Raw genomic sequence first — 13,936 nt, 5'->3', positions numbered from 1 at the left:
TTTCCCTTGCACCGGACCGTGGGTCCGGCATTGCAATCGGCACTCTACGCAATCGGCCCGCCCATTCCTGTCAGGAGACTACCCGACACACCGCTGCTTAGAGCGCGTCGCGTTGAAACGGATTCAGGCGACGCGCTTTAAGTCTTTGTTTCATGCATGTCGTTGCCCCAAAACCGGGACCACTTTTGGGCGACATGCATTAATCCCACAAATGGCGCATATATTCCGAATGGGCCTCGCCACGCGACAGGCCGATATCCTTGAGCTGGTCGTCGGTCATTTCGACCAGAGCGCGGCGGCTACGACGCCTCTCCATCTGACAGCTGATCCAGCTGGCCGCCGCCATGAATTGTGCGCGCAGGGACTGCCGGATTGTCGCGGTGTCCGATGCGCGAGCCGTTGGCTTGAATGCGGGGATCGTGCCGGTCAGGCATTGCGTCGCCGCTGTATGATCGGGGCGCATCGCTCAGTCCTCCCTGGTGCCGGCTGCCGAGGCGCCGGCTTCGTTCAGCGCTTGCGCGCATTCCTCGCAGCAGACTTCGACGGTCTTGCCGCCGACCTTGACACGGATCGGGTTGGCGTCCAGCTGGCAGTCGCAGGCGGCGCAGGTTTTCTCGGTCATGATCTCATCTCCATGGCGTTCAGTTCGACGCGGGCAGATGAGCACTCCGGAGCGATGCGGGCTGTCAGAATCTTTAGCACTTTGCGTGCCGCAGGCCCTACCGGCCCATCCCTACTGACAACAGGGTGTCAGTTGGCACGGACTATGGAAGGGCCTTTCCAGAGGGAGGACCAGAGATGCCGACACAATCAACAACCAGCCAAGCCAATGACATTCCGGCGGACGGCCACAGCGATTTCGATTTCTTCTTCGGCAGCTGGGATGTCAGTCATCGAAGGCTGCAAACGCGCCTGGCGGGCGACACCAACTGGGACGAATTCACGGGCACATGCGAGGTGCGCCCGCTGCTCGGCGGGCTCGGCAATGTCGATGACAATGTGATCGAACTGCCGGGTGGCGCCTATCGTGCCGCAACGGTGCGGACCTTCGATCCGGCGACACGGCAATGGTCGATCTGGTGGATCGATGGCCGCAACCCGCGGACCATCGATGTGCCGGTGCGCGGCGCGTTCATCGACGGTGTCGGCACATTCCTGTGCGACGATGTCTTCGACGGCCGGCCGATCCAGGTTCGTTTCCTCTGGTCAGCGATCATGGAGAATTCGGCGCGCTGGGAGCAGGCCTTTTCGCAGGATGGCGGCACGAACTGGGAGACCAACTGGGTCATGGAGTTCGCCCGCCAGGCATGAGCCGGCAATCGGCGTCCGTCAGGCCGTGGGGTCGTCGCTGCCAGGAATGAAGGCGTCGAAGGCGGCGAGGAACTGCTCGCGGTAGATGTCGGCTTCCTGCAGGATTTCGTGACGGGAGCCGTCGATCATCAGCAGCGAACCGAGCCGCAGCCGTCTGGCATAGGCTTCCACGGCCTTGGTCGAGACGACCTGGTCGGCGCCGGCGGCGATTATCAGCATCGGCACCTGAATCCGGGCCATGAAGTCGGGGTCGCTCACGGCTTCGGATGCCTTCGCGGCCGCCTGCAGCCATCGGATCGTCGGGCCGCCAAGCGCCAGTTGCGGATACTCTTCGTAGATCCGCGTGTTGCGCCGATAGCGCTCCGGATCCGACGTCAGCTTGTTGGTCTCGAAAGGGGCCGTCACCTTCGGCCGCGGACCCCAGGCGGCATAGAGCCGGCCAAGGCCGAGAGCGCAGAACAGCGTACAGACGCGGCGAACCGTCCTTATCGAGACCGGCAGATCGGGCACGGTGAGGAACGGCGCGATCAACACCATGCGCCGCACGCGGTTGACCATCGACGGCGTGGCAAGCAGCGTGATCACCGCACCCGCCGAATGGGCGAGGATGTAATACGGACCGCGGCAGTCGGGCAGCACGATCTCCTCGAAGAACTGCTCCAGGTCGGCGGTATAGTCGCGGAAGCTGCGGACATAGCCGCGCTGGCGATCGCGGATCAGGCGGGAGGAATCGCCCTGGCCGCGCCAGTCGAGGGTGGCGACGCCAAAACCGCGGTCGGCGAGGTTGCGGATGGTTTCGAAATACTTCTCGATGCACTCGTTGCGGCCGGTGAGCACGACCACGGTGCCCTTCAGCGGGCGGGCGGCCGCACCGAACAGGCCGTAGCGGATCTTCTTGCGGTCGCGGGTGGTGAAGAAACCGCCGGAGGCGTTTTCCGGTCGCGGATTGCCCTCGATTTCGTGAAAAAGGGGTGTGTCGGGGAAGAGATCCGTCATTCGGCGCTTCGTGCTCGGCGTCTGGCGTGCCCGTCCATGCTGGCTGGCTCCGCTAAGGTGATAGACGCCCATGCGCCAAAAGCAAGGAATTCCCGGTGATGGGAAGCTGCAATGGGAAGGCCGGAAGCCGCTTGAATGCGTGCTTCCGGCCTCTGTCGATCCGGGAGGAAGGGACGTTACACCCGGTTCGGCCTCGTTGCGGCGCCTTGAAGAGCTACGCGCTTTTCCCGCGAAAACCGCTTCACACCTTTCCTGGAATTGCTCAATCCAGCGCCGCCGATCCTTGATCTTGGGCTCACTCTAGCGCCGGCTGTCTGAACGCGCGCCGAAGCGCCGGTTCATCTGCCGTTCATCAAGGACCAGCCGCACGGGCTTTTTGCCAGCAGGCGAAATCTTGAAATGCATTCGAGCGCTCCCCAAATGTCGGATGCGGTCGCCAATACTGGGGCCGCTGGTCCAGCCGAAACGCCGCTCAAGGGTTTCGCAACGGCCATACGCAAACCATGTTGCTCAACAGGAGAACACCTCATGCGTCACGTTGATTTTTCCCCGCTTTATCGCTCGACCGTCGGCTTCGACCGTCTCTTCACCATGCTCGATTCGCTTGCGCAGCCGGATGGCGCGCAGACCTATCCGCCCTACAACATCGAGCGCACCGGCGAGGACTCCTACCGGATCTCGATGGCGGTTGCCGGCTTCTCGGACGAGGAGATCTCGATCGAAGCCCATCGCAATGTGCTGACCGTGAAGGGCGAGCGCAAGGACGAGGGCACTGGCGAAGGTTCCGAACTGCTCTATCGCGGCATTGCCTCAAGGGCTTTCGAACGCCGCTTCCAGCTTGCCGATCACGTCGAAGTTGTCGGTGCCTCGCTGAAGAACGGCCTGCTGTTCGTCGACCTCAAGCGCAACATTCCCGAGGAATTGAAGCCGCGCAAGATCGCCATTACGGCGTCTTCGGCCAAGGCCAAGCAGATCGAGGCCAAGACCGCCAACTAAACCAATAGCCTCCCAAGGCAAGGCGGCGCCGAAAGGTGCCGCCTTTTTTGTTGTCTGTGATACCGCTTAACCAGCGATCAGCTGGCCAAAGCGGTCGACTTCATCGGCCGTCGTCGCAAAGCTGGTGACGAAGCGATAAAGCAACTCGTCCTCGCCTATGTGGCCGTCAAAGCCATGCGGCCTATGCCAGTCGTAGAAGGCAGCACCCGCTGCCTGCAGCTTTTCCGCCTCGCCTTTCTTGATCACCGCGAACACCTCGTTGGCCTGCGGCAGCCAGGCCAGCTTCGCCGTGGCCGAATCCTCGATCGCCGCCGCGAGGCGCGCGGCCATAGCGTTGGCGTGGCGGGCGGTGTCCAGCCACAATCCATCCTTGAAATAGGCCTCGAACTGCGCCGCGACGAATCGCGATTTCGAAAACAGCTGGGCGGCACGCTTGCGCAGGAAGGCCAATTCCTTGGCACGGTCCAGATCGAACAGGACAATCGCCTCGGCGCACCAGCAGCCGTTCTTGGTGCCGCCGAAAGAGAGGATATCGACGCCGCGTTTCCAAGTCATTTCGGCCGGCGTCGTGTCCAGCGCGACCAGCGCGTTGGCAAAGCGGGCGCCGTCCATGTGCAACGGCACGGAATGTTTCTTGGCGATGGCCGAGATCGCGGCGATGTCGTTCAGACCGTAGATGGTGCCAACCTCGGTCGACTGGGTGATCGAAACAGCCATCGGCCGTCCCCAATGGACGATTTCGGGCGCGAAGCGGCCGATGCTCCTCTCCAGATTGTGCGGATCTATCTTGCCGAGCGCGCCATCAATCGCATGCAGCCGCGAGCCGCCGGAAAAATATTCCGGCGCACCGCATTCATCTTCGATCACATGCGATTCGCGGTGGGCGAAGGAAATGCCGCCAGGCTTGTTGTAGGCGGTCAGCGACAGCGAGTTGGCGGCCGTGCCGGTCGCCACGAAGAACACCGCGACTTCGCGCTCGAAAATCTCGCTGAAGCGCCTGTAGACGGCCTGATCAAGCGCACCGTCGCCATAGGCGGTGGAAAAACCATCGGCATTGGCCGACAGGCCGGCCACGATATTGGGATGGGCGCCTGCCCAATTGTCGGAAGCGAAGAACATGCATCTGCCCGTGTGTTGTGGAAATCAGTGTTTTGGGGAAATCGGCCGGACGTTGACCGGTTTCGCGTGCTGACTGCAAGGGCCAGACGCCGGAAAACCATTAAAGCCAGCCAACCGGGCAGGGCAGCGGCTGGCGACCGAAGCTTACGTTTCCCTTCAACTTCACGTAATTTTCTGTCGCCGGCGGCCCAAGTTTTTTGTGAATCGGTCTTGTGTGCGTTCAGGATTTCTGTCATAAAAATTTAGGACAGTAGTGCTGTCTTATTTTGTCGCACAAAATGAGCTGGATTGGCGTATCATTTGGGCCTCTCCGGCTGTTGCTGCGAGCGACAGGTTGGACGGCCAGACTTTGGCCTGTACGAATACGAACCATGCGGAACGCCGCCTGGTTCGGCAAGGATTTCGCAAGACGTGCCGCAAGGATCAGGGTGAGCCAGGCGCTTGCCGAGGCAAACCGGCGCCCGAAGGGCTGGGAATGGAGGACAGGAGATGACGGACATGACGCACTCTGCGACGAACGGCCAGGCCGCGCAGACGAAAGCGGCAACCGTCAAAAATACGTTCCGAACCAGCACGGGCTTTTCCGCCCACGGCCTCTACGATCCGCGCAACGAGCACGATGCCTGCGGCGTCGGCTTCATCGTCAACATGAAGGGCGTGAAGTCGCATCAGATCGTCAAGGACGGGCTTGCCGTACTCGAAAACCTGACGCATCGCGGCGCCGTCGGCGCCGATCCGCTGGTCGGCGATGGCGCCGGCGTGCTGGTGCAGCTCCCGGATCGCTTCTTCCGTGAGGAGATGGCAGCCCAGGGCATCGACCTGCCGCCGGCGGGTCAGTACGGCGTCGGACACTGGTTCATGCCGCAGGACGCCGCCTTGCGCGCCCATATCGAGGACATCATCGCCGAATCGGCGCAGTCCGAGGGGCTTCCGCTCATCGGGTTCCGTGACGTGCCCGTCGACAATTCGTCCCTGTCGAAGGCGCCTGACATCGTGGCGTCCGAGCCGTTCCATCGGCAGGTCTTTATCGGCCGCACATCCGACATTCCCGACGACGAGGAGTACGAGGCCAGGCTCTATCTGCTGCGCAAGGTCATATCGGGCCGCATCTACGCCGAGAACGACAACAAGGACATCGGCTCCTACTGCGTGTCGCTGTCGGCACGCACCATTGTCTACAAGGGCATGTTCCTGGCCTATCAGGTCGGTGCCTATTACAAGGACCTGACCGATCCGCGCTTCGAAACCGCGCTGATCCTTGTCCACCAGCGTTTCTCGACCAACACTTTCCCGTCGTGGAAGCTGGCGCATCCCTACCGCATGGTCGCCCACAATGGTGAGATCAACACCGTGCGCGGCAACAACAACTGGATGGCGGCGCGACAGGCGTCCGTCGATTCCGAACTGTTCGGCAACAACATCTCGAAGCTTTGGCCGATTTCCTACGAAGGCCAGTCCGACACCGCCTGCTTCGACAATGCACTCGAGTTCCTGTTCCAGGGCGGGTACAGCCTCAGCCATGCGATGATGATGCTGATCCCGGAAGCCTGGGCCGGCAACAAGCTCATGGATGCCGACCGCAAGGCTTTCTACGAATATCATGCGGCGCTGATGGAGCCGTGGGACGGACCGGCGGCAGTCGTCTTCACCGATGGCCGCCAGATCGGCGCCACGCTCGACCGCAACGGACTGCGCCCGGCGCGCTACATCGTCACCGACGACGACCGCGTCATCATGGCCTCGGAAGCCGGCGTGCTGCCGGTGCCGGAGGAGAAGATCGTCAAGAAGTGGCGTCTGCAGCCTGGCCGCATGCTGCTCATCGACCTGGAGAAAGGCCGCATCGTCTCCGACGAGGAGCTCAAGTCGGAGATCGCGACCAAGCATCCTTACAAGACCTGGCTCGCCAACACGCAGCTCATCCTCGAAGACCTGAAGCCGGTCGAGCCGCGCGCGCTGCGCAAGGATGTCAGCCTGCTCGATCGCCAGCAGGCGTTCGGCTACACCCAGGAAGACACCAAGCTGTTGATGTCGCCGATGGCGACGACTGGCCAGGAAGCGGTGGGATCGATGGGTACCGACACGCCGATCTCGGCAATGTCGGACAAGTCGAAGCTGCTCTACACCTATTTCAAGCAGAACTTCGCCCAGGTCACCAACCCGCCGATCGATCCGATCCGCGAGGAGCTGGTGATGAGCCTGGTGTCCTTCATCGGGCCGCGGCCGAACATCTTCGACCTGGTCGGCAATTCGCGCCGCAAGCGGCTCGAAGTGCGCCAGCCGATCCTGACCAATGGCGATCTCGAAAAGATACGCTCCATCGGCCATACCGAGGACCGCTTCGACACCAAGACGATCGACATCACCTATGGCTCCAATGAAGGCGCCGCGGGCATGCAGGGCGCCATCGACCGCTTGTGCGAGCGGGCGGAGGCGGCGGTCGCCGGCGGCTACAACATCATCATCCTGTCCGACCGCCAGGTCGGGCCGGACCGCATCGCCATCCCGGCGCTTCTGGCGACGGCCGCGGTGCATCACCACCTGATCCGCAAGGGACTGCGCACCTCGGTCGGCCTCGTCGTCGAATCCGGCGAGCCGCGCGAAGTGCATCATTTCTGCTGCCTTGCCGGCTATGGCGCCGAGGCGATCAACCCGTACCTTGCCTTCGATACGCTGCTCGACATGCACAAGCGCGGCGAACTGCCGAAAGAGGTCGACGCCTACGAAGTCGTCACGCGCTACATCAAGTCGATCGGCAAGGGCATCCTCAAGGTGATGTCCAAGATGGGCATCTCGACCTACCAGTCCTATTGCGGCGCGCAGATCTTCGACGCCATCGGATTGAAGACCGATTTCGTGCAGCAGTATTTCACCGGCACCGCGACGCTGATCGAAGGCGTCGGGCTGGACGAGATCGCAACCGAGACGCTGAGCCGCCACAATGACGGTTTCGGCAACGATCCGGTGCTGCGCAACAGCCTCGAAGTCGGCGGCGAATACATGTTCCGCATGCGCGGCGAGGCGCATATGTGGTCGCCCGACGCGGTCGCCACCTTGCAGCACGCCGTGCGCCAGGGCTCGTGGGAGACGTTCAAGGACTATTCCGCGCAGATCGACAGCGAGACGGCTCGCGCCCAGACCATTCGCGGCCTGTTCAGGATCAAGCTGGCTGAGGAGAGCGGCCGCAAGAAGGTCGCGCTCGACGACGTCATGTCGGCGGCCGATATCGTCAAACGGTTCTCGACCGGGGCGATGTCCTTCGGCTCGATCTCTCGCGAAGCGCACACGACGCTGGCGCGTGCGATGAACGCCATCGGCGGCAAGTCGAACACCGGCGAGGGCGGCGAAGAGGCCGACCGCTACCTGCCGCTGCCAGGCGGCGGCAAGAACCCCGAACGCTCGGCGATCAAGCAGATCGCCTCGGGCCGTTTCGGCGTGACGGCCGAATATCTCGTCAACTCCGACATGATGCAGATCAAGGTGGCGCAGGGCGCCAAGCCCGGCGAGGGCGGCCAGTTGCCCGGCCACAAGGTCGACGCGACCATCGCCAAGGTCCGGCATTCGACGCCGGGCGTCGGCCTGATCTCGCCGCCGCCGCATCACGACATCTATTCGATCGAGGATCTGGCGCAGCTGATCTACGATCTGAAGAACGTCAATCCGGGGGCTGACGTGTCGGTCAAGCTGGTGTCGGAAGTCGGCGTTGGCACGGTTGCGGCCGGCGTCGCCAAGGCGCGCGCCGACCACATCACCATCTCGGGCTATGATGGCGGCACCGGTGCCTCGCCGCTGACCTCGCTCAAGCATGCTGGCAGCCCGTGGGAAATGGGCCTTGCCGAGACGCACCAGACGCTGGTGCTGAACGGCTTGCGCTCGCGCGTGGCGCTGCAGGTCGATGGCGGCTTGCGCACCGGCCGCGACGTCATCGTCGGCGCGCTGCTCGGCGCCGACGAGTTCGGCTTCTCGACCGCGCCGCTGATCGCAGCCGGCTGCATCATGATGCGCAAGTGCCATCTGAACACCTGTCCGGTCGGCGTGGCGACGCAGGACCCGGTGCTGCGCAAGCGCTTCAAGGGCACGCCCGAGCATGTCATCAACTTCTTCTTCTACGTGGCGGAGGAAGTGCGCGAGCTGCTCGCCGAAATGGGCTACACCCATATCGACCAGATCATCGGCGACACCGACCTCCTGGAAAAGCGCGACCTGATCGTACACTGGAAGGCGCGCGGGCTCGATTTCTCGAAGATGTTCTTCAAGCCGGACGCGCCGCATGAAGCGGTGCACTGGACGGAACGCCAGAAGCATCCGATCGACGATGTGCTCGACCGCAAGCTGATCGAACTGGCCAAGCCGGCGCTCGAGAGCAAGCAGCCGGTCAAGATCGAGGTCGACATCCGCAACGTCGACCGCTCGGCGGGCGCCATGCTGTCGGGCGAAGTGGCCAAGCGCTTCAAGCACAAGGGCCTGCGCGAGGACACGATCTCGGTGAAGCTGACCGGCACCGCCGGCCAGTCCTTCGGCGCCTTCCTGGCGCGCGGCATCTCGTTTGAGCTCGTCGGCGCCGGCAACGACTATGTCGGCAAGGGCCTATCGGGCGGCCGCATCGTCATCCGGCCGCCGGAAGAGGCCAAGATCGTCGCGGCTGAGTCGATCATTGTCGGCAACACCGTGCTTTATGGCGCGACCGAGGGCGAGGCCTACTTCGCCGGCGTTGCCGGCGAGCGTTTCGCCGTGCGCAATTCGGGTGTTGCCGCCGTCGTCGAAGGCGTCGGCGACCATGGTTGCGAGTACATGACCGGCGGCATCGTCGTCGTCATCGGCAAGACGGGCCGCAACTTCGCCGCCGGCATGTCGGGCGGCGTCGCCTATGTGCTGGACGAGGCGGGCGATTTTGCCGAGCGCTGCAACATGGCGATGGTCGAGCTGGAACCGGTTCCAGAGGAAGACGACCTGATGGAAAGGCTGCTGCATCACGGCGGCGACCTCGACCACAAGGGCCGCGTCGACGTGTCCGGCGACATGACCAGCCATGACGAGGAGCGGCTCTACCAGCTGATCTCGAACCATGTGCACTACACCGGTTCGGTGCGCGGCCGCGAGATCCTCGATGACTGGACGATCTTCCGGCCGAAATTCCGCAAGATCATGCCGGTCGAATACCGCCGCGCCCTGATCGAGATGGAACGCATGCGCATGGGCGTTGCGGCGGAATAGATTTTGCGATTGCTGGGAGGCGCAGGTTTCCCGGCCCACTTTCATCGACAGTTTGACCTCGAGGGCAAGGTTGCCATGGCTGCCTCAAGAGGTTAACGGGTGCGGCGAAAACCGCACCATCTGGACAGCAGGAACTGGACTATGGGCAAGGTAACAGGCTTTCTCGAAATCGACCGGCAGGTGCACAAGTACCAGCCGGCCTCCGACCGCATCCGGCATTTCCGCGAGTTCACGCTGCCGATGTCGGACAAGGAGGTCGAGAAACAGGCCGCGCGCTGCATGGATTGCGGCATTCCGTTCTGCCATGGACCGACGGGCTGCCCGATCCACAACCAGATTCCGGACTGGAACGACCTCGTCTACAATGGCGATTGGGACAACGCGATCCGCAACCTGCATTCGACCAACAACTTCCCGGAGTTCACCGGCCGCATCTGCCCGGCGCCCTGCGAGGAAGCCTGCACACTGAACCTCGAGGACATTCCCGTCGCCATCAAGACGGTCGAGCAGGCGATTGCCGACAAGGCCTATGAGACCGGCCATATCAGGCCCTATCCGCCGGAGAAGAAGACCGGCAAGCGCGTCGCCGTCATCGGTTCCGGCCCGGCCGGCATGGCGGCTGCCCAGCAGCTTGGCCGCGCCGGCCACGACGTCCATGTCTATGAGCGCGAAAGCCGGCCGGGCGGGCTGATGCGCTACGGCATTCCCGACTTCAAGATCGAGAAGCACTATATCGACCGGCGCATCGAGCAGATGCAGGGCGAGGGCGTGACTTTTTATTGCGGCGTCAATGTCGGCGTCGATAAGACGGTAAACGAGCTGCTGGCCGAATACGATGCGGTGCTCTATTGCGGCGGGTCGGAAACACCGCGCGCGGCCGGCATTCCGGGCGACGACCTCGGCGGCGTGCATGACGCGATGCCCTATCTGGTACAGCAGAACCGGCGGGTCGGCGGCGAGCCGATCCAGTCGGTGGCATGGCCGTCGCATCCGATCATCGCCGGTGGCCAGCATGTCGTCGTCGTCGGCGGTGGCGACACCGCCTCCGACTGCGTCGGCACTGCCTTCCGCCAGGGCGCGGTGCGCGTCACCCAGCTCGACATCCGCCCACAGCCGCCGGAGAAGGAAGACAAGCTTTCGGTCTGGCCCTACTGGGCGACCAAGATGCGCACCTCGTCCTCGCAGGCCGAAGGGGCGGAGCGCGAATTCCAGGTGGCGACGCTCGAATTCATCGGCGAGGAAGGCCAGCTGACCGGCGTCAAGTGCTGCGAGGTCGACGACAAGCGCAAGCCGATCGCCGGCACCGAATTCGTCATCCGTGCCGATCTTGCCTTCATCGCCATCGGCTTTGCCGGTCCGACCACCGCCGGCTTGGTGTCTGAACTGGACGGCCAGATGAAGATCGTCACCGACAGCCGCCGTTCCAGGAATGTCGAGGCCAATGACCGCGACTACAGGACCAGCGTCGACAGGCTCTATGCGGCAGGCGACGTGCGTCGCGGCCAGTCGCTGGTCGTCTGGGCGATCCGCGAGGGCCGCCAGGCAGCCCGTTCGATCGATGAGGCTCTGATGGGGTCGACCGTCCTGCCGCGTTAAGGATCGATCGCCGTCGTCGTGTCGGTCGCGGCTGCCGCCGCAGCAGGCTGCGTCCGGGGTGGCCAGGAGAAATCGTCGGCGCGGCCGGGCGAAGCCTGGGGTGCCTTGCCCTCGACCACCAGCTTTTCGCCGGGCAGGTTGGGGTTGGTCTTTGCCGGCGGCGGTGCCGCGCCCAGAAGTTCGGAGCCGCCATCGAGTGCCGGATCGCTGAGCAGCATCGGCGCGGTGCGGTCGATCACAATCGGAGCTGCGGCCGGCGCCGGCGCTTCGACGGGCGCGCCGGCCGGTGCGGTCGCCGGGACCACGCCTCCGGGCGCGGCGAGGCCGAGGATCTTCATCAGCGGCTTTTCGGTATAGAAGGCGAGCTTGCGCTTGCCGGCCTTCGAGACGTTGATGCCGTCGTCGGCACGCAGCCGCACCGGCTGGCCGTTCATGTCGGGGCCGCTGGTGACGAAGGCGCCGTTCTCGTCGACGAAGCCATCCCAGACGTCGACGAATTCGCCGCCATGGCTTTCCGCCGCCTGATGGTAGATGTCGTTGAAGGCCAGCATGTCGGAGGTCATCTTCGGTACTCGGAACGCCGGCATGCCAACCCACACGAAGGGCACCTTGGCGTCAGCGATGGCCTTGCCGAGTGCATCGGTGCGGCGCTCATATTCCTTGGTCCAGTTCTCGGACCGAGGCTGCTCGCGCACATCCCCCACCCTCATCTGCTGACGGTCGTTGGACCCCAGCATGACGACCACGGCAGCGGGTTTCTCGGTCTCGATCAGCGTCTTGATCTGCTCGGGCCAGTTGTAGAAGTCGTCGCGCACGAAGCCGGATGAACCATTGCTGCGAACCACGATCCTGATGCCGGGGTTTTCGGCAAAGGCGGTGTCGAGGCCTTCGGCAAGCCCGGACGCCATGAAGTCGCCGACCACCAGGACGGTGCGGGCATCCGGGACTTTCTCGACGATCGGCGTCTGCGGTTCGGCCGGTGCACGCGGGACGCGGGGTTTGCGCGGCTTTGGCTTCGCCTTCTGGATGTTCAGCGGCGGCTCGATCCGCTCGCTGCGACGCGGGAACAAAAGGTCGCGCAACGACCAGCCGCGGTTTTGCTGCTCCTGCGCCATGGCGGGGGCATGAAAGGCGCCGGCCACACCGACGGCGAGCACGACGATGGCCAGAATGAGCACCGGCATGCGACGAACAAGCCCTGCGATGCGCGCAGCCGAAGCCAATCTTTTCCTCCGTCCCTTGGCGCACTTTCCTCGAAAAATCGCATCGACTTTTCAGGAGGAATCCAGCGCCAACCAGATTGCTACAGTGTCCTTTGCGCGTCCGAAAGGCCGCGTGGCACTGCAGGTGGCTCTATTTCTGCCGGAGCCACTTCAGCACTTCCATGCTCGGATAGCCGTCCTGGGTCAAGCCGGCCTGGGCCTGGAAGGCCATGATGGCGGTTTTCGAGCCGTCGCCGATCTTGCCATCGAACTTGCCGTCGTAGAGGCCGTGCTGGGAAAGCCGCTTCTGCAGCTCCTGCCTTTCCTCGAAAGTGAGCTTGGTGAAAGGCCGCTTCCAGTCCTGCACGAGACCACTGGAGCCGGCGATTTCGTCGGCAAGAAGGCCGACGGCAAGGGCATATTTGTCGGCATTGTTGTAGGCTTTGATGACCGAGAAATTCTTGATCATCAGGAAGGCGGGCCCGCTGCGGCCGTCCGGCACCTTCAGCGTCGCCTTGTCGCCGCCATTCTTGAATGGCTTGCCGTTGGCCCTGACGACGCCGAGCGCCTGCCATTGCGACAGCGTCTTGGAGCCGCCGGGAAGTTTGCCGGCAGGCAAGGCGACCTCATAGCCCCAGGTCTTGCCGGCCTGCCAGCCATTCTTCTTCAACAAATTGGCGGCCGTTCCCAGCGCATCGGGGATCGAATTCCAGATGTCGCGCTTGCCGTTGCCGTCCATGTCGACGGCATAGTGCAGATAGCTGGTCGGGATGAACTGGGTGTGGCCCATGGCGCCAGCCCAGGATCCGCTCAGATGGCTTTCGTCGATATCACCCGTCTGCAGGATCTTCAGCGCGGCGATCAGCTGGGTGCGGGCGAATTTCGCCCGCTTCGGATCGGCATAGGCCAAGGTCGCCAGCGAGCGCACGACATTGCGCATGATGTCGTCGCGCTTGAGGATTTCGCCATAGTTCGATTCCATCGACCAGATGGCGAGCAGGATGTAGCGGTCGACGCCGAACCTGGCCTCGATCCTGTCCAGCCATGGCCTCCATTTCTTGGCCATTTGCTGGCCGACGGCGACAGACTGGTCGTGGACGCGGTTGTCGAAATAGTCCCAGGCAGGCGCGGTGAACTCAGGCTGCGTGCGTGCCTTTTCCAGCACCACCGGGTCAATATCCTTGATATCCCTGAAGGCCTGATCGTAGAGCGCTCCGGAAACGCCGCTCTGCACGGCGGTGGCGCGGAAGCCGGCGACCCATTGCCGGAAACCGCCATCTGCGAACGCCGGGCCGGAAGGCATCAGCAGAGCGAGCGAGAGGCTGGCTGCCGCGATGACGCTGGTAAAACGTTTTGCGGCATTGCGAACGGACATCTTTTCCTCCTTCTCTGTGTCAGGAAGACCATTCATCGCCGAACCAGGTTAGGAATTAGTTTACCATAGGTGCCGCCGGGAACGAAAAGACGCCTCAAAGCTTTATCGGTGAACGTTCCCCCTCAATCGT

The 13,936-nt window shown here is 63.2% G+C and carries 10 protein-coding genes; 4 read left to right on the top strand and 6 right to left on the bottom strand.

Annotated elements, in window-relative coordinates:
- Positions 1-199: 199 nt before the first annotated feature.
- Together ACFSOZ_RS26285 and ACFSOZ_RS26280 are read right to left on the bottom strand one after the other, a co-directional pair.
- A complete protein-coding gene (locus ACFSOZ_RS26285; protein ID WP_379102703.1) occupies positions 200-463 on the bottom strand; it encodes a DUF1127 domain-containing protein in 264 nt (87 codons plus the stop codon).
- Positions 464-466: 3 nt separating this feature from the next.
- On the bottom strand, positions 467-622 hold the full coding sequence (locus ACFSOZ_RS26280; protein ID WP_167392101.1) for a hypothetical protein: 156 nt from the start codon (positions 620-622) through the stop codon (positions 467-469).
- Positions 623-798: 176 nt separating this feature from the next.
- On the opposite strand from ACFSOZ_RS26280, the gene ACFSOZ_RS26275 reads away from it, so the two are divergent.
- On the top strand, positions 799-1,311 hold the full coding sequence (locus tag ACFSOZ_RS26275; RefSeq protein ID WP_379102701.1) for a DUF1579 family protein: 513 nt from the start codon (positions 799-801) through the stop codon (positions 1,309-1,311).
- A gap of 18 nt (positions 1,312-1,329) precedes the next feature.
- Here ACFSOZ_RS26275 and ACFSOZ_RS26270 read toward each other — a convergent pair whose 3' ends face one another.
- A complete protein-coding gene (locus ACFSOZ_RS26270; RefSeq protein WP_379102699.1) occupies positions 1,330-2,307 on the bottom strand; it encodes an alpha/beta fold hydrolase in 978 nt (325 codons plus the stop codon).
- 528 nt (positions 2,308-2,835) lie between these two features.
- Between ACFSOZ_RS26270 and ACFSOZ_RS26265 the strand changes: the two genes are divergently transcribed.
- Positions 2,836-3,303, top strand: a complete 468-nt coding sequence (locus ACFSOZ_RS26265; RefSeq protein ID WP_109659260.1) for an Hsp20 family protein — start codon at positions 2,836-2,838, stop codon at positions 3,301-3,303.
- Positions 3,304-3,369: 66 nt separating this feature from the next.
- Here the strand turns inward: ACFSOZ_RS26265 and ACFSOZ_RS26260 are convergent, their stop codons facing one another.
- The gene (locus ACFSOZ_RS26260; protein WP_379102697.1) at positions 3,370-4,422 is read right to left on the bottom strand and encodes a threonine aldolase family protein; all 1,053 of its coding nucleotides are present in this window, start codon (positions 4,420-4,422) and stop codon (positions 3,370-3,372) included.
- A 489-nt stretch (positions 4,423-4,911) separates the two neighbouring features.
- Here ACFSOZ_RS26260 and gltB point away from each other — a divergent pair, with 489 nt between their 5' ends.
- Together gltB and ACFSOZ_RS26250 are read left to right on the top strand one after the other, a co-directional pair.
- Positions 4,912-9,633: a glutamate synthase large subunit gene (gltB, locus tag ACFSOZ_RS26255; RefSeq protein WP_379102695.1), complete on the top strand. Its 4,722-nt coding sequence runs from the start codon at positions 4,912-4,914 to the stop codon at positions 9,631-9,633.
- A gap of 141 nt (positions 9,634-9,774) precedes the next feature.
- Positions 9,775-11,229: a glutamate synthase subunit beta gene (locus tag ACFSOZ_RS26250; RefSeq protein ID WP_379102693.1), complete on the top strand. Its 1,455-nt coding sequence runs from the start codon at positions 9,775-9,777 to the stop codon at positions 11,227-11,229.
- Here ACFSOZ_RS26250 and ACFSOZ_RS26245 read toward each other — a convergent pair.
- Together ACFSOZ_RS26245 and ACFSOZ_RS26240 are read right to left on the bottom strand one after the other, a co-directional pair.
- Positions 11,226-12,452 carry an SGNH/GDSL hydrolase family protein gene (locus ACFSOZ_RS26245; RefSeq protein WP_379102691.1) on the bottom strand — a complete coding sequence of 409 codons (1,227 nt, stop codon included), beginning with the start codon at positions 12,450-12,452 and terminating at the stop codon, positions 11,226-11,228. The genes ACFSOZ_RS26250 and ACFSOZ_RS26245 overlap by 4 nt on opposite strands.
- A gap of 130 nt (positions 12,453-12,582) precedes the next feature.
- Positions 12,583-13,806 carry a lytic murein transglycosylase gene (locus ACFSOZ_RS26240; protein ID WP_379102689.1) on the bottom strand — a complete coding sequence of 408 codons (1,224 nt, stop codon included), beginning with the start codon at positions 13,804-13,806 and terminating at the stop codon, positions 12,583-12,585.
- Positions 13,807-13,936 lie beyond the last annotated feature (130 nt).

It is taken from the genome of Mesorhizobium newzealandense (assembly GCF_042682145.1).
GTDB lineage: Bacteria > Pseudomonadota > Alphaproteobacteria > Rhizobiales > Rhizobiaceae > Mesorhizobium > Mesorhizobium newzealandense.
This window is presented reverse-complemented; position numbering and strand designations above follow the sequence as displayed.

Coding starts and splice junctions, on each gene's coding strand:
- ACFSOZ_RS26240 (WP_379102689.1), bottom strand. CDS start 13,806: ATGTCCGTTCGCAATGCCGCAAAACGTTTTACCAGCGTCATCGCGGCA.
- ACFSOZ_RS26265 (WP_109659260.1), top strand. CDS start 2,836: ATGCGTCACGTTGATTTTTCCCCGCTTTATCGCTCGACCGTCGGCTTC.
- ACFSOZ_RS26250 (WP_379102693.1), top strand. CDS start 9,775: ATGGGCAAGGTAACAGGCTTTCTCGAAATCGACCGGCAGGTGCACAAG.
- ACFSOZ_RS26275 (WP_379102701.1), top strand. CDS start 799: ATGCCGACACAATCAACAACCAGCCAAGCCAATGACATTCCGGCGGAC.
- ACFSOZ_RS26280 (WP_167392101.1), bottom strand. CDS start 622: ATGACCGAGAAAACCTGCGCCGCCTGCGACTGCCAGCTGGACGCCAAC.
- ACFSOZ_RS26260 (WP_379102697.1), bottom strand. CDS start 4,422: ATGTTCTTCGCTTCCGACAATTGGGCAGGCGCCCATCCCAATATCGTG.
- ACFSOZ_RS26270 (WP_379102699.1), bottom strand. CDS start 2,307: ATGACGGATCTCTTCCCCGACACACCCCTTTTTCACGAAATCGAGGGC.
- ACFSOZ_RS26285 (WP_379102703.1), bottom strand. CDS start 463: ATGCGCCCCGATCATACAGCGGCGACGCAATGCCTGACCGGCACGATC.
- gltB (WP_379102695.1), top strand. CDS start 4,912: ATGACGGACATGACGCACTCTGCGACGAACGGCCAGGCCGCGCAGACG.